Origin of the sequence: Streptomyces sp. NBC_00224, assembly GCF_041435195.1 — a bacterium.
Taxonomy (GTDB): domain Bacteria; phylum Actinomycetota; class Actinomycetes; order Streptomycetales; family Streptomycetaceae; genus Streptomyces.
Genome location: NZ_CP108106.1, coordinates 2,188,921 through 2,204,027 on the forward strand (window position 1 = coordinate 2,188,921; position 15,107 = coordinate 2,204,027).

Below are 15,107 nucleotides of genomic sequence, written 5' to 3' on the forward strand. Positions count from 1 at the left end.
ACTCCGGGCCCTTCTCTCACGCCGTGCGCCGCAGCAGCGCCAGATACATCGCGTCCGTCCCGTGCAGATGCGGCCACAGCTGTACGTCGGGGCCCTCGCCCAGGCCCGCGACGCCCGTCATCAGCGGCCGTACGTCGATCCACTCGGCCTCGACGGGAGCCCCGCCGCGGCCCTTGAGCACGTCCTCCACCACGATCCGCGTCTCGGCGAGGTGCGGCGAGCAGGTCGCGTAACCGACCACGCCGCCCACCCGGACCGCCGAGAGCGCCTCGCGCAGCAGCCCGCGCTGGAGCGGCGCGAAGCCCTCCAGGTCCTCGGGGCGGCGGCGCCACCGGGCCTCGGGGCGGCGGCGCAGCGCGCCAAGCCCGGAGCACGGCACGTCCATCAGGACCCGGTCGAAGGAGCCCTCCCGCCACGGCGGCCGGGTGCCGTCGGCCGCGATCACCTGGTACGGGCCGGGGTTGCCGGCGAGCGCGCGCTCCACGAGCCGGGCCCGGTGGGGCTGCTTCTCGGAGGCGAGCAGGGCGGCTCCGCGCTCGGCGGCGAGCGCGGCGAGCAGCGCCGCCTTGCCGCCGGGGCCCGCGCACCCGTCCAGCCAGCGCTCGTCCCGCCCCTCGATCGGCGCGTTCGCGAGTGCGATGGCCACCAGCTGGCTGCCCTCGTCCTGCACTCCGGCCCGGCCGTCCTTCACGGCGTCGAGCGCGCCCGGCTCGCCGCCCTCGGCCATCCGTACGGCATAGGGCGACCAGCGGCCGGGCAGCGCGTTGTCCTCGCCGAGAACGTCCGTCAGCTCGTCGGTGGTGGACCGGCCGGGGCGGGCGACCAGGGTCACCTCGGGCCGCTCGTTGTCGGCCTCCAGGAGGTCCTCGATGCCCGCGCGGCCGCCGCCCAGCGCGTCCCAGAGCGCCGAGACGACCCATCGCGGGTGCGAATGCACGATCGCGAGGTGGTCCTCGGCGTCCTCGTCGTACGGGGGCGCGACCTTCTCCAGCCAGCCGTCCAGGTCGTTCGCCGCGATCTTGCGCAGCACGGCGTTGACGAACCTGGCCCGGCCGTCGCCGAGCACCACGCGGGCGAGCTCGACACTGGCCGAGACCGCGGCGTGGCTCGGGATCCGGGTGCCGAGCAACTGGTGCGCGCCGAGCGCGAGCACGTCGAGGACCGGCGGGTCCACCTCGCGCAGCGGCCGGTCGATGCAGGCAGCGATGATCGCGTCGTAGGTGCCCTGGCGGCGCAGCGTGCCGTAGACGAGCTCGGTGGCCAGCGCCGCGTCGCGGCCGTCGAAGTTCCCGCCCTCGCGGGCCTTGCGCAGCAGCGGCGGCAGTACGAGGTTGGCGTACGCGTCCCGCTCGTCGACGGCGCGCAGCGCCTCGAAGGCGAGGATGCGGACGGGGTCCTTCTTGGGGCGGCGGTACGGCTTGCCACCGCCCTTGCCGTCGCTGTTCCGGGGACGGCTGTGCGGCTGATCGTTCACGTGAAAGGTGCTCCGCTGGTCAGATGGTGCGAACCCGACCAGCGTACGACTGTTCGCCGCGCGCCCCCACCCGGGTCGGCGCGCCCGCGTCAGCCGACGTGCTCGTCCGCGGCGATGCGCACGCCCCGCGCCCAGTCCGCGCCCTTCATCGGCTTCTTGCCCTGGGGCTGGACCCAGAGCAGCTCGACGGCGTACGAGCCGGTGCCGACGTACACGTTGTTCTTCCCGGCGGACAGCTCGCCCGGCGCCAGGTCCGTACGGTCCGGGACCGGCACCGCCTGGACGAGCTTGAGCCGCTCGCCGCGGAAGACGGTCCAGGCACCCGGGGCCGGGGTGCAGCCGCGCACCACGCGGTCGACCCGGAGCGCCGGGGCGGACCAGTCGATCTGCGCGTCCTCAACGGTGATCTTCGGGGCGAGGGTGATCCCGTCGGCGGGCTGCGGAACGGCCTTGAGGGAGCCGTCCTCGATGCCGTCCATGGTCGCGGCGAGCAGCCCGGAACCGGCGAACGCGAGCCGGGTCAGCAGGTCGCCGCTGGTGTCGGTGGGGCGGACGACCTCGGTCACCGTCCCGTACAGCGGACCGGAGTCGAGCCCGCGCTCGATCAGGAACGTGGAGGCACCGGTGATCTCGTCGCCCGCCATCAGCGCGTGCTGGACGGGGGCCGCGCCGCGCCAGGCGGGGAGCAGCGAGAAGTGCAGGTTCACCCAGCCGTGGGCCGGGATGTCGAGCGCCACCTGCGGGAGCAGCGCCCCGTAGGCGACGACCGGGCAGCAGTCGGGGGCGATCTCGCGCAGCCGCGCCAGGAAGTCCTCGTCGCGCGGCTTCACCGGCTTCAGCACCTCGATGCCGGCCTCCTCGGCGCGCTGGGCGACGGGGCTGGCCACCAGTCGGCGGCCGCGTCCGGCGGGCGCGTCGGGCCGGGTCACCACGGCGGCGACCTCGTGGCGGCCGGAGGCGATCAGGGCGTCCAGGGCGGGAACGGCGACCTCGGGGGTGCCTGCGAAGACGAGCTTCACTGGGGGGTACCTCGCTTTGTAGAGAGCGACGCCCAGTCTATTGGGTGTCCCGGCCGGTCGGTTGGGTGTCCCGGCCGTGCCGCCGGGTGTCCCGCCGGGGCGTTCCGCACGCGCTGCGGGGACAGGGGCGTACGCGGCCCCGCGCGCCCTCTGCATATGCCCATACGCCCCCGCAGCGTGACCACAACACCAGGTGGCGCGTTGGTCAAGAGAGATTGACCGAAACGGGCCGCGCTTGCGGCCCGATCCCTTTTCAACAACGCCGGTTCGAGAGGCTTGTTCATGGCCGACCACGCAACCCACGACGCCCAGGCACGGGCCAGTCTGCACCTGTTGGTGCGGGACATCGAGCGGGTCCGCCGGCAGGTGGACGCGCTGCGCACCCTCACCGCCCAGCTCGGCAACGTCTACCGTCCGCGCCGCTCCGGCCCGTCCACGGGCTTCGTCGTCTACGGCAGGGCTCCCGCCCCCACCGTCCGGCTCGCCCAGGAGCTGCGGGACAGCGTCGAGACCCTGGTGACGGCGGCGGTGGACTTCGACCGCTCCCTGGGCTTCTCGTGGGACGCGGTGGGTTCGGCGCTGGGGGTCACCAAGCAGGCGGTGCACCGGCGTTACGGGGCGCGGCGGGCCGCCGCCCAGACCGCCGAGGCGGAGCACCCGGCCGAGGCGACCGTGACGCGCACCCTGCCGGTCCCCGCCGGGATCCCCGCGGTGCCGGCCGCCCGCTCGATGCCGCCCCAGCCGACAGCGACCACGCAGTCGCTGCGCGAGGAGGCCCGCACGACGGCGTTCCCGGGCCCGCGCAACGGCTGACCGCACCCTTTTGTCTTTTCGTGCCCTCGTCGCATCTGAACGCGCGCCGGGGGCACCTGTCTGCGCGGCTCCGCGGGGCGTACGGAGCGGGCCACCCAGGGCGCAAAGGGCGCCGGGTGCACGGGGCCGGGCCACCGCCGCCGACAGCCCGCCAGGCGCCCCGCCGCCCCGCCCACGAGGCAGCCCCTCAGCCGATGTCCGGCGGGTCCACCCTGATCCGCACCGGGTCGCCGCCCCCGCGCGCCAGCCGTACCGCCTGAGCGGTCTTCAGCGCGGCGGCCAGGGCCGAGCCGCTGCCGGGGGGCACCCGGAGCAGGGCCCGCTCCCAGGTCTCCCCCACCGGAGGGTCGCCGGGGCGCCGGGCCCGGCCCGGCTCGCTCGGCCGCATCGGGACCGGGCCGAGCACCTGTGCGTCGGGCGGCAGCTGAGCGCTCGTCAGGAACGCCTCGACCGCCTCCGGGCGGCCCAGGACCTCGGCCATCCGGGAGACCGGCGGGAAGCCCAGCTCGGCCCGCTCGGACAGCTCGCGCAGCGCGTGGCCGACCGGGTCCCAGCGGACCAGGGCCTGGACCGGCCGCAGCGTCGGCTCGGCGACCACCACCACCGTGCCGCCCTCGTCCTGGCCGCGCACCAGCGAGGCCGCGCCGATCCAGCGCCGCAGCGCCTCCTCCCCGGCGCGCAGATCGGGCCGCCCGAGCATCGCCCAGCCGTCGAGGAGCAGCGCCGCCGCGTAACCGCCCTCGGCGACCGGCTCGGCGCCCGGTGTGGAGACGACCAGCGCGGGCCGCCCGGGCACGCTGTCCAGCACGTGGTCGCGCCCGGAGGTCCGAACCGGCACCGCCGGGAACGCCCGGCCGAGCTCCTCGGCGGTCCGGCGCGCCCCGACGACCCGCGCCCTCAGCCGTACGCCGCCGCACTCCGCGCAGCGCCACTCCGGCTCGCCCCGCCCGCACCACCCGCACTGCAGATCCCGCTCGTCCGGCGCCTCCAGGGGCCCGGCGCAGTGCCGGCAGCGCGCGGGCGTCCGGCACCGCTCGCAGGAGAGCCGGGGTACGTATCCCCGCCGCGGCACCTGGACCAGGACCGGGCCGCTCTTCAGCCCGTCCCGGACGACCTGCCAGGCGAGGCTGGGCAGTCGGGCGGCGCGCGCCGCCTCGTCCCGGGCCAGCTCGCCGTCCCCGACGGTGCGCACCAGCGGCGCGGCCGCCCGTACGGTGGCCCGGTCGGCCACCAGCGGCGCCGCCCAGCCGCTCTCGACGAGCTGCGCGGCCTCGACCGTACAACTCGTACTGCCCAGCAGGAACGCGCACTTGTCGTGGGTGGCGCGCAGTTCAAGGACCTCGCGGACGTGCGGGAAGGGCGCGTGGTCGTCGCTGTGGCTGGAGTCGCCGTCCTCCCAGACGACCACCAGGCCGAGCCTCTCGACCGGGGCGAACATCGCGGCCCGGGTCCCGACCACGGCCCGCACCGAGCCCCGCCGCACCGCGAGCCACTGCCGGTACCGCTTCTCCGGGCCGGACTCGGCGGTCAGCAGCGCGTGCCGCCCCTCTCCGAGCAGCGCCGTGAGCGCGCCGTCCACCCGCCCGGCGCTGCGCCCGTCGGGCACCACGACCAGCGCGCCGCGCCCGCCCGCGAGCGTGGCCGCGACGGCCCGGGCGATCTCGTCGGCCCAGGACGCGCCGGGCAGCGCGGTCCACACCGCGCGCGGCGCCCCGCCCGCGGCCAGCGCGCGCAGGAACGCGCCCCCGTTCCCGTACCGCACCCAGGTCCCCGCGTCCGGCACCGGCGGCGCCCCCGGCGGCTCGGGCGAAGGCTTCGCCTCGGCCCTTGCGTTCCTCGGCGGCACCGCGAGCTGCAGCACGTCCGCCAGGCTCCCCGCGTACCGGTCGGCGACCGCCCGGGCCAGGGCCAGCATCTCGGGGCTGAGCACCCGCTCCGGCGAGACGACACTGGCCAGCGCGGCGAGCGGCCCCGAGTAGTCGGACTCGGCGAGGCGCTCGACCACGAACCCGTCGATCAGCCCGCCGCCCTCCCGGCGCCCGTCCCGCACCTGGCGCGCCCCGGCCCCGAACCGCACCCGCACCCGCACCCCCGGCTGCGCGTCCGCGTCCAGCTCCTCCGGGACCGCGTAGTCGAAGAACCGGTCGAGGTGGACGCCGCCCTTGTCCACCACGACCCGCGCCACGGGCAGCCCCTTGGCAAGGGCGGCCCCGCGCCAGGTCCGCGGTTTGGCCTTGGGCACCTTGGCCTTGCGCACGGTCTCCCGAATGAGCGCGAGCTGCTCCGCCCCGCCCCCCTCGGCGCCCCCGCCCGGCTTCTCGTTCTCGCTGCTCACAGCCAAATTCCTACCAGACGGCACTGACAGGGGCCTTCGGCCATGGGTCCGGCCATCCCGACCGACGGCTCTCTCGACAGCCCGGGCGCGGTGCTGTTCCCTCCCGGAGAGGAAACGGGAAACGTCCCCATTCGCCTTGTTCAGCCGTGTCGGCTGCCGCACGCTGATTCGCGTCGCTTCCGGCCGCACGGACGGGAAGCGACGGAGGTAGCCATGCAGGAGCACCCGCAGGAGTTCGGCTTCGGGCAAGAACTTCGCCGAAGGCGCCTGGAGGCCCAGTTCTCCCTTGAACGACTGGGCAAACGCGTGCATTACAGCAAAGCGCAGCTGAGCAAGGTGGAACGTGGCCTCAAACGCCCCAGCCCCGAGCTGGCGCGGCTGTGCGACGCGGAGCTCAACGCCGGAGGCTCACTGGCCCGGCTGCTTCCACCCCCGGTTTCCCGCAAACCGCTCCCCACTCCCGAGGGCGACGATGAGGTGTGGTTGATGTACCTGGACAAGGACGGCACCAGTTCCTTCCAGCCGGTCAAGCGCCGCAGCGTCATGACCGCCGGGGCCGCTTCGATCTTCTCGCTGCACATCGGCGATGAGCTCCTCGCGGTGGAAACCGGGGCCGCGACCCTGGTGGAGGCCTCCCGGGTGCTGTTCGACCAGTTCCGTCGCATCGGTCAGGCAGCCGGGCCGGGAAGCGTCCTGCCCTCTCTGATAGCCCAGGCACATTCCCTGGAGCGGCTGGCCGGCCGAGTCGGCACCCACACCCGGCGCGAGCTGCTCGTCTTGGCTTCCCGGTATGCCGAATACACGGGGTGGATGGCGCAGGAGGCGGGCGACGACTCCGCCGCGCTGTGGTGGACGGACCGGGCCGTCCACCTGGCGCAGGGCGGTGACGACACCACTTTGGCGTCGTACGCGCTGGTCAGGCGCTCGCTGATATGTCTGTACGGCGGCGACACGGCACAAGCCGTCGAACTGTCCGGCGCTGCACTGCGCAGTGGAGCACCCCCTCGGGTACGCGGCCTCGCCGCACAGCACCTGGCTCAATGCCGCGCGGTCGAGGGCGACTACGACGCGACCCTGCGCAGCCTGGACCGCGCCAGGGAACTGCTCGCCCTCGCGGCCCGCCACTCCGAAGCACCCGTGCTGGGCGCGTCGCACGTCCCGGACGTCGTGGAGATGTTCACCGGATGGTGTCTCCACGACCTCGGTCGGCCGCAGCGAGCAGCCGAGCTGCTCGACCGGGAGACCGCTCGTATCCCCGCGCATGCGTTGCGGACACGCTCGCGCTACGGCGTGCGCCGCGCACTCGCTCATGCGGCAGCGGGAGAGATCGACCACGCCTGCGCGATCACCACCGAGGTACTCGCCACTGTCGGAGCGGTTGGTTCGGCGACCATCGTCGCCGATCTGCGGCGCCTCGCCAAGGTCCTGGGACGGCACCCCGGCAACGCCCAGGTGCGCGCCACCATGCCCCGTCTGAGCACAGCCCTGACTCAACCGGTGCCCTAGGCACCCGAGAGCCGCACAGACAAGCACAACCCAATCATCGAAGGGACATTCCCGTGCATGAGCTCTTCCTCAACTACCGCACCGAGGGTGGCGGCAAGGAGGCCGCGTACATCTGCGACACCCAGCTTTCGGTCAGGTTCGGTTCAGAGAGCATCTTCCGTGCCCAGAAATCCATCGACCTGGGTGCCGACTACAACGACGCACTCATCAACGGCGTCCGCCGCAGTCGGGTCCTGCTCGCTCTCATCGGCCCAAAGTGGCTTGATGCTCCGGACCGGGAACGCCCCGGCCACCGGGCACTGGAGAATCCGAAGGACTGGGTGCGGCGTGAGATCGAGGAGGCTTTCGCCTCGGGCGTTCTCGTCGTTCCCGTGCTGGTGGGACGGCAGCAGGAGCAGATCGAGCGGCTGCGGCTGCCCAAGTCGCTGGCGGGACTCGCCGAGTGCCAGTACGAACGGCTCGTCTCCACCCGCACAGCCGACACCGATCTCGCCCGGATCGGCGACCGCCTGGTGCGCCAGGTGCCGGAGCTGGCCGCGGTGGACCGACGCCGCGCTGCCGACCGCCCGGCGAAGCGACGTTCCGTACGCCCGGACGTCCGGAACAGGGGACAGAGCGGCGGCATCGGCAACGTCAACGGCGATGTCGGTACGTTCGTCAACGAGTCGCACGGTCCCCTGCACACGGGCTCGGGAGACCAGATCAACGGCCTGCCGACCGATCAGGTCGGCTGGTGAGCGAGTATGTGGGCGCGTACATCGGCGAAGCGGGTGGTGCTGTCCACACGGGCGAGGGAAGTCAGTACAACTTCTATCTCGCGGCCGCTGCGGAGAGGGTCCGCGATCGGGCGGGACCGGGCCGCCGGAGCATCACCGAAGACGCACGCAAGCGGCTCTCCGAACGGTTTGTGCACCCTCCACGCATGCGCGAGGCACGTGACCTCCTCGACCGACATTCCCTGGTCCTGGTCGCGGGCCCGCCGGGTGCCGGAAGGCGCGCCACCGCGCTGATGCTGCTGCATGAACTGCCACCAGGAGCGGGCGGCTTCTACGAGCTGCCGGACACCGAGGACGACGAAGGGTCCACGCTGGAGGCCGTGGCCGTCCACGAGGGCGACCGGCTGCTCCTGGATCTGTCCGTCATCGACGAGACGCGCTACCTCTCCGTCCAGGAACGTCTGCACGACTTCCACGCGAAGCTGATCGAGCGCAGCGCCCATCTCGCACTGGTGCTTCCGCAGCACCTCGCCTATCTGCAGCGCAGCGATCTGAAGCCCCACACCGTGGAAATAGGCCGACCGTCGGCCCGGGACGTTCTGAGCAGACATCTGCAGCGGGACGACATACGCCCGGACTCGACAGAGCTGACCACGCGGAGGCTGACCACCTACCTGGCGAGGGCTCCACTGCGCGACGTGGCCGACCTCGCCGACCGGATCCGACGCTTCCGAGACGATGGCGTGCCAGGCGGCTTCCCGGGGTGGCGCGACCATGCCTTGGAGCGGCTGGCAGACCACAGCGCCCAAGTCGCGGCCGACATCGCCGCCCACAGTGCGGGCCGGGAGCGGGCATTGCTGCTCGCGCTGGCCATGTTCCACGGGTCATCACCGGCAACGGTGTTCCATGGCGCGTCAGCGCTGCTCAATACCCTCTCGCACCCGCCCGACGAACGACCGCGGCTGGAACACGCCGACCTCAACGCGGAATTCACCGCGCTCGGCGCCGAGACCCGCGCCGATGGGCTCGTACAGTTCCGGACCCACAACTACGACCAGGCCGTCCGCACGCACTTCTGGACATACTTCCCGGATTTGAGCGAGCAGCTGCGCCGATGGGTCGGCCAGTGCGTCTCCTGGACCGGGCTCGACGAAGCGGCGCACGAGGAGGTGATCACGCGCTTCGCCGAGCAGTGCCTCGCGGCCGGGCGCCCTCAGGACCTGCTCTGGCTGGCTGAATCCTGGACCGGCGACGGCGGTCACCCACGGCTCATCCCGGACGCGGTACAGGCTTTGGTCCACGGCCTGTCGCACGAGCAGTTCGGACAGCTCTTCCGTCGGCAGATCTACGAGTGGTCGACGAATCACGCCCTTCCGCCGAACCTCAAGCAGGTGCTTGTCCTGGTCTGCTCGGAGGCGATGCGGCGTACCCATCCGCATCAGGCACTGGTGCGTCTGCACCACCTCGACCATCGGGCGGAAGGCCCGGTCGCCGCCACGGCACGCACAGCGCTGCTCGGCCTCGCACGCGCCGACAGCACCATGTACCGCCTGCTCCTCCAGCGCATCGGGCGCGATCTGCCGGACGGGCGCTGGAAGAGGGATCTCATTCTGTTTCTCGAACTCTCCACGTCTGTACGCCTGTTGGGAGCCCCCGATGTACGGGGCGGCCTGACCGCAGGGTGGGCGGCGGCGTTCCGCAGACTCCCGGTCGACAGCTGGCGTCCGTACGCGGAGCACTGGTTCGCGTACCGAACCGACGGCCTCGACCGAGACCGGTTGCTGGACGTACTCGTCGCGGCGTGCGGGCACTCACCCGCCTCGCTCGGCAGCCTCTATCGGGTCGCCCGTGAGTGGGAACGATCCGGGCGGTATCGATCCGCGCACCATGACGACGTGAGCGGACGCCTGTTCCAGAAGATCAATTCCGCTCAGGGTCTCGAGACCCTGGGCACCACCGTCTGACACCACTTCCCGGGGGAGGAATGCGATGGGCTCCGGCCGCAAGACCATGACCGTCTTCGTCACTCTGCTGTCGGGGTTGATTCTCGTCATCACGGGAATCGCCCTGCACTGGCCCTACTGGGCTTGGCCCGCACTAGGGGTTCTCCTGGTCGCCGCCGCTGTGGCGATCCATCGGATCATCGGCGGGGACGGCGGGGACTTTCCACGTGAATACACACTGGAACCCGATCTTCCGATTCCCCCGGCTCCACGCCAGGAGCAGCGGGTCGGCGAAGTGGCCCTCCCCAGCGTTGTCGCCGACTACGACTTTGTGTTCTCGGCCACGGTCCGCTGGACCCTGCTGGACCCACCCGACGGTGCACCCCTCATCAACCCCGCCGGACTGGCCGTCGACGCCGTCCTCAAGCGGGCCCGGGAGATCACCGTGGAGCAGCCACCCACCCGGAGCAAACTGGCGCAACACGCGCTGGACGGCGCCCTGGGGATGATGCAGCCGGACGTCACAGGGCGCGTACTCGCCATGGCGCGAGACGTCTCGCTGAGCCTCCCCGACACGGACCGGGAACGGCTGGCCAAGCTGTCCGCCGTACGCAAGAACGAGGACGTATGGGAACACCAGCGCAATCATGAGCGCAACAAGCGCGCCTATCTCGGCGGCGACGTCCTGAAGGACACCGGCAGCGCGGTCGTCTGGTGGCTGTCGCGGAACGAGGAGCACATCGAAGGGGCCGTCGACCGTATCGGTGTCCTCGCCCGGCTGACCGCCGCGGCCAACAACGAGGAGGTCGCTCCGCAGTTCCAGCATCTGTTCCCTCCACAGCCCCAGGCGGATCCCGCTGCGGCGGAACAGCCGTCGGCGGACGCCGACTCGGCAGAACCGTTCACCTCGGAGGCTTCCGGTACGGGATCCGAGGTCCTGGTGGACGATCTGCTGAGCTGGTTCGGCTTCGGGCCGGAAGACCCTGACCTGCTGCTGTTTGCGGAACGGCTCGCCGATGTCGCCGAGAAGCACGGGAAGGGCGAGGCTGCGGAGGCCATCAAGCGCCGCGTCGGAGGACCGGGGTCGCAAGACCAGGAGCCGGAGGCGCCATCGAATGAGCCCCCGGTGGACGGATCAGGGTGAGCCGAACGCGCGACAGCCCCGGACCATCGAGATCCGGGGCTGTCGTACAGGGGTTCGCCTACAGACCCGCGGCCTTGCGCAGCGCGTCCACGCGGTCCGTGCGCTCCCAGGTGAAGTCGGGAAGCTCACGGCCGAAGTGGCCGTACGCCGCGGTCTGGGCGTAGATCGGGCGGAGCAGGTCGAGGTCGCGGATGATCGCGGCCGGGCGGAGGTCGAAGACCTCGGCGATGGCGGTCTCGATCTTGTCCGTGTCGATCGTGGCGGTGCCGAAGGTCTCGACGAAGAGACCGACCGGCTCGGCCTTGCCGATCGCGTACGCGACCTGGACCTCGCAGCGGGCCGCGAGGCCGGCGGCGACGACGTTCTTCGCCACCCAGCGCATCGCGTACGCCGCGGAGCGGTCGACCTTGGACGGGTCCTTGCCCGAGAAGGCGCCGCCGCCGTGGCGGGCCATGCCGCCGTACGTGTCGATGATGATCTTGCGGCCGGTCAGACCGGCGTCGCCCATCGGGCCGCCGATCTCGAAGCGGCCGGTCGGGTTGACCAGCAGGCGGTAGCCGTCGGTGTCCAGCTTGATGCCGTCCTCGACGAGCTGCTTGAGCACGTGCTCGACGACGAACTCGCGGATGTCCGGGGCGAGCAGCGAGTCCAGGTCGATGTCGCTCGCGTGCTGCGAGGAGACGACGACGGTGTCGAGGCGGACGGCCTTGTCGCCGTCGTACTCGATGGTGACCTGGGTCTTGCCGTCGGGGCGCAGGTAGGGGATGGTCCCGTTCTTGCGCACCTCGGACAGCCGGCGCGAGAGGCGGTGCGCCAGGTGGATCGGGAGCGGCATCAGCTCGGGCGTCTCGTCGCACGCGTAGCCGAACATCAGGCCCTGGTCGCCGGCGCCCTGCTTGTCGAGCTCGTCCTCGTCGCCCTCGACCCGCTTCTCGTACGCGGTGTCGACGCCCTGCGCGATGTCCGGGGACTGCGCGCCGATGGAGACCGAGACGCCGCAGGACGCGCCGTCGAAGCCCTTCTTCGACGAGTCGTACCCGATCTCCAGGATCTTGTCGCGGACGAGCTGGGCGATCGGCGCGTACGCCTTGGTCGTGACCTCGCCCGCGACGTGGACCAGACCCGTGGTGATCAGGGTCTCCACGGCGACACGGGACGTCGGGTCCTCGCGCAGAAGCGCGTCGAGGATCGTGTCGCTGATCTGGTCAGCGATCTTGTCGGGGTGACCCTCGGTCACAGACTCCGAGGTGAACAGACGACGGGACACAACGCTCCCTGGGGTTGCAGCGGCTGCTGGCTGATCATGGGTGGGACGGGTCGGAGGCTGCGCCCGACGTCGTTCCACGACCAGTTTATCGGTCGGTACCGGTCACTGGGCCACTTGTCTCGCACATTGAAAGCTCTGTGACCTGCGACACCGCATTCTGCGGTACGAAGATCGGCCCTCGCCAGAGGCTCCGGGGCCGGTATTTGGCGGGTTTCGGGCGGCCGTGAAGGCGCACGTGAATTTATGCGAAACGCGGGACGACAAGATCCCACACCACGTCCGCGAGCGCTTCCTTGGGCCCGTACGGAACCGGGGTCTCGGCTCCGTCGGCGGCCAGCACGACCGCCTCGTTCTCCTCCGAGCCGAAGGTCTTGCGCTCCCCCACCTCATTGACGACCAACAGGTCACAGCCCTTGCGCCGGAGTTTCAGGCGGCCGTTGGCGAGGACGTCGTCGGTCTCTGCGGCGAAGCCGACGACCACCTGGCCGGGGCGCGGCCGGTCGGCGGAGAGCTCGGCGAGGATGTCGGGGTTGCGGACCAGGGCGAGCGGCGCGGGCTCCTGGCCGTCCTTCTTCTTGATCTTCCCGGCGGCGTACGACTCCGGCCGGAAATCGGCCACGGCGGCCGCCATGACCACCGCGTCCGCCTCCGAGGCGGCCTTCAGCACCGCCTCCCGCAGTTGCACAGCGGTGCCCACCCGGACGACGTCCACCCCGGCCGGGTCGGGCAGCCCGGTGTTGGCCTCGATCAGCGTGACCCGGGCCCCCCGGGCGACGGCCGTGCGGGCCAGGGCGTACCCCTGCTTCCCGGAGGAACGGTTCCCCAGGTAGCGGACCGGGTCCAGCGGCTCACGCGTGCCGCCCGCGCTGACCACCACATGGCGGCCCTCCAGGTCCCGCTCGCCGGTGCCCCGGGCAAGCACCCGACGACAGACCTCGAAGATCTCCGCGGGCTCGGGGAGGCGCCCCTTGCCGGTGTCGACGCCGGTGAGGCGGCCGACGGCGGGCTCGATGACGACCGCGCCCCGGCGGCGCAGCGTCGCCACGTTCTCCTGGGTGGCGGGGTGCTCCCACATCTCGGTGTGCATCGCGGGTGCGAAGACGACCGGACAGCGGGCGGTGAGCAGGGTGTTGGTGAGCAGGTCGTCGGCGAGGCCGTGGGCCGCCTTGGCCAGCATGTCGGCGGTGGCGGGGGCGACCACCACGAGGTCGGCCTGCTGGCCGATCCGCACGTGCGGCACCTCGTGGACGTCGTTCCAGACCTCGGTGGAGACCGGGTGCCCGGAGAGCGCCGACCAGGTGGCCGCACCCACGAAGTGCAGCGCCGACGCGGTCGGCACCACACGCGTGTCGTGCCCGGACTCGGTCAGCCGGCGCAGCAGCTCGCACGCCTTGTAGGCGGCGATCCCACCGCTGACCCCCAGAACGACCTTCGGCTTGTCCACCGCGTCTCCCCGCATTCGGATACGTACCCCCCCTATGACACACCACAGGCCCGGCAGTCGCGCTGCCGGGCCTGTGGTCAGATGAAACGGAGGCCTTACTGAGCCGGGCCCTCGATGGCCTCGGAGGTCAGCAGACCCGCGTTGATCTCGCGAAGCGCGATAGAGAGCGGCTTCTCGTGGACGTGGGTGTCCACCAGGGGGCCGACGTACTCCAGCAGGCCCTCACCGAGCTGCGAGTAGTAAGCGTTGATCTGGCGCGCGCGCTTGGCGGCGTAGATCACGAGGCTGTACTTCGAGTCGGTTGCTTCGAGCAGCTCATCAATCGGCGGGTTGATGATGCCCTCGGGCGTGGTGATGGAAGAGGACACGTCTGCCTTCCGAAGGGGAATAAAGATCAAACAACTTTCATCAAGGCTAGCAGCTCGCGCGCCACATCCTCGACGGAGGTATTGACCAGCGTCGTATCGAACTCCGACTCTGCGGCCAATTCCCCCTTCGCGGCCGCCAGCCGACGCTCGATGACGTCGGGCGCCTCGGTCCCCCGGCCGGTGAGCCGGCGGACCAGCTCGTCCCAGCTCGGCGGGGCCAGGAAGACGAGCAGTGCCTCGGGCATCGACTCGCGCACCAGCCGGGCGCCCTGGAGATCGATCTCCAGGAGGACCGGCTCGCCTGCCTCCAGGCGGTCCAGGACGGCGCGGCGCGGTGTGCCGTAGCGGTTGCCCGCGAATTCGGCCCACTCAAGCAGTTCGCCATTGGCGATCAGCTTGTCGAATTCCTCGTCGTCCACGAAGAAGTAGTGAACGCCGTGGCGCTCGCCGGGGCGCGGCTTGCGGGTCGTCGCCGACACCGAGAGCCAGACCTCGGGATGAACCTTGCGCATATGAGCGACGACCGTGCTCTTGCCGACCCCGGAGGGGCCGGAGAGCACGGTCAGCCGCGGACGTGCGTCCGGGGGTACGGGGGATGACCCCCGGGGTGTAGCTGCCATGCAGCGATTATTCCAGCTTCCCGGGGGTGCCCGGGACGTCAGGCCCCCGCACCGCCGAACTCGCGCTCAAGGGATGCGATCTGGTTGGAGCCGAGACCCCGCACACGGCGGCTCTCGGAGATCCCCAGCCGCTCCATGATCTGCTTGGCCCGGACCTTGCCCACGCCGGGCAGGGACTCAAGCAGGGCGGAGACCTTCATCTTGCCGATGACGTCGTTCTCCTGGCCCTGCTTGATGACCTCGTGGAGGGAGGCGCCGGAGTGCTTGAGTCGATTCTTGACCTCGGCCCGCTCCCGGCGAGCCGCGGCGGCCTTTTCGAGCGCGGCTGCGCGCTGTTCAGGGGTAAGGGGCGGAAGAGCCACGCCTACGTCACCTCGGATGTCGAACTGTCGGATACGGACCGGTGCGGAACCTAGGCGCTCCACACCAGGCGAGCAACGAGCGGCGAACAATGTCCG

At 71.5% G+C, this 15,107-nt stretch carries 13 protein-coding genes; 5 read left to right on the top strand and 8 right to left on the bottom strand.

Annotation, left to right across the window (positions count from 1 at the left end):
• Nucleotides 1-16: 16 nt before the first annotated feature.
• Complete coding sequence (locus OG965_RS09725) at nt 17-1,474, bottom strand: RsmB/NOP family class I SAM-dependent RNA methyltransferase (protein ID WP_371651183.1); 1,458 nt, start codon at nt 1,472-1,474, stop codon at nt 17-19.
• A gap of 89 nt (nt 1,475-1,563) precedes the next feature.
• Nucleotides 1,564-2,493 (bottom strand): methionyl-tRNA formyltransferase, encoded by a 930-nt coding sequence (fmt, locus tag OG965_RS09730; protein WP_371651185.1) that lies wholly within the window; start codon nt 2,491-2,493, stop codon nt 1,564-1,566.
• 282 nt (nt 2,494-2,775) lie between these two features.
• On the opposite strand from fmt, the gene OG965_RS09735 reads away from it, so the two are divergent.
• A complete protein-coding gene (locus tag OG965_RS09735; protein WP_329397113.1) occupies nt 2,776-3,306 on the top strand; it encodes a hypothetical protein in 531 nt (176 codons plus the stop codon).
• Nucleotides 3,307-3,493: 187 nt separating this feature from the next.
• On the opposite strand, the gene OG965_RS09740 is transcribed toward OG965_RS09735, so the two are convergent.
• A complete protein-coding gene (locus tag OG965_RS09740) occupies nt 3,494-5,641 on the bottom strand; it encodes a primosomal protein N' (protein WP_371651187.1) in 2,148 nt (715 codons plus the stop codon).
• A 213-nt stretch (nt 5,642-5,854) separates the two neighbouring features.
• Here OG965_RS09740 and OG965_RS09745 point away from each other — a divergent pair, with 213 nt between their 5' ends.
• The 4 genes from OG965_RS09745 (at nt 5,855) to OG965_RS09760 (ending at nt 10,950) form a co-directional block, all read left to right on the top strand.
• Complete coding sequence (locus tag OG965_RS09745) at nt 5,855-7,147, top strand: helix-turn-helix domain-containing protein (RefSeq protein WP_371651189.1); 1,293 nt, start codon at nt 5,855-5,857, stop codon at nt 7,145-7,147.
• A gap of 53 nt (nt 7,148-7,200) precedes the next feature.
• Nucleotides 7,201-7,884 carry a TIR domain-containing protein gene (locus tag OG965_RS09750; protein ID WP_371651191.1) on the top strand — a complete coding sequence of 228 codons (684 nt, stop codon included), beginning with the start codon at nt 7,201-7,203 and terminating at the stop codon, nt 7,882-7,884.
• 185 nt (nt 7,885-8,069) lie between these two features.
• Nucleotides 8,070-9,827, top strand: coding sequence for a hypothetical protein (locus tag OG965_RS09755; RefSeq protein ID WP_371651193.1), 1,758 nt, complete (start codon nt 8,070-8,072; stop codon nt 9,825-9,827).
• Between the two features lie 25 nt (nt 9,828-9,852).
• Complete coding sequence (locus OG965_RS09760) at nt 9,853-10,950, top strand: hypothetical protein (RefSeq protein WP_371651195.1); 1,098 nt, start codon at nt 9,853-9,855, stop codon at nt 10,948-10,950.
• 58 nt (nt 10,951-11,008) lie between these two features.
• Here the strand turns inward: OG965_RS09760 and metK are convergent, their stop codons facing one another.
• The 5 genes from metK to OG965_RS09785 all read right to left on the bottom strand — a co-directional run bounded on the left by metK (nt 11,009) and on the right by OG965_RS09785 (nt 15,011).
• Nucleotides 11,009-12,217 (bottom strand): methionine adenosyltransferase, encoded by a 1,209-nt coding sequence (gene metK, locus OG965_RS09765; RefSeq protein ID WP_371651198.1) that lies wholly within the window; start codon nt 12,215-12,217, stop codon nt 11,009-11,011.
• Nucleotides 12,218-12,458: 241 nt separating this feature from the next.
• Nucleotides 12,459-13,676 (bottom strand): bifunctional phosphopantothenoylcysteine decarboxylase/phosphopantothenate--cysteine ligase CoaBC, encoded by a 1,218-nt coding sequence (gene coaBC, locus OG965_RS09770; RefSeq protein ID WP_371651200.1) that lies wholly within the window; start codon nt 13,674-13,676, stop codon nt 12,459-12,461.
• 80 nt (nt 13,677-13,756) lie between these two features.
• On the bottom strand, nt 13,757-14,029 hold the full coding sequence (gene rpoZ, locus OG965_RS09775) for a DNA-directed RNA polymerase subunit omega (RefSeq protein WP_003970369.1): 273 nt from the start codon (nt 14,027-14,029) through the stop codon (nt 13,757-13,759).
• A gap of 26 nt (nt 14,030-14,055) precedes the next feature.
• Entirely contained in the window at nt 14,056-14,649 is a 594-nt protein-coding gene (gene gmk / locus OG965_RS09780) for a guanylate kinase (RefSeq protein WP_371651203.1), read from the bottom strand.
• A 38-nt stretch (nt 14,650-14,687) separates the two neighbouring features.
• Entirely contained in the window at nt 14,688-15,011 is a 324-nt protein-coding gene (locus OG965_RS09785) for an integration host factor (RefSeq protein WP_030493613.1), read from the bottom strand.
• Between the last annotated feature and the right edge of the window lie 96 nt (nt 15,012-15,107).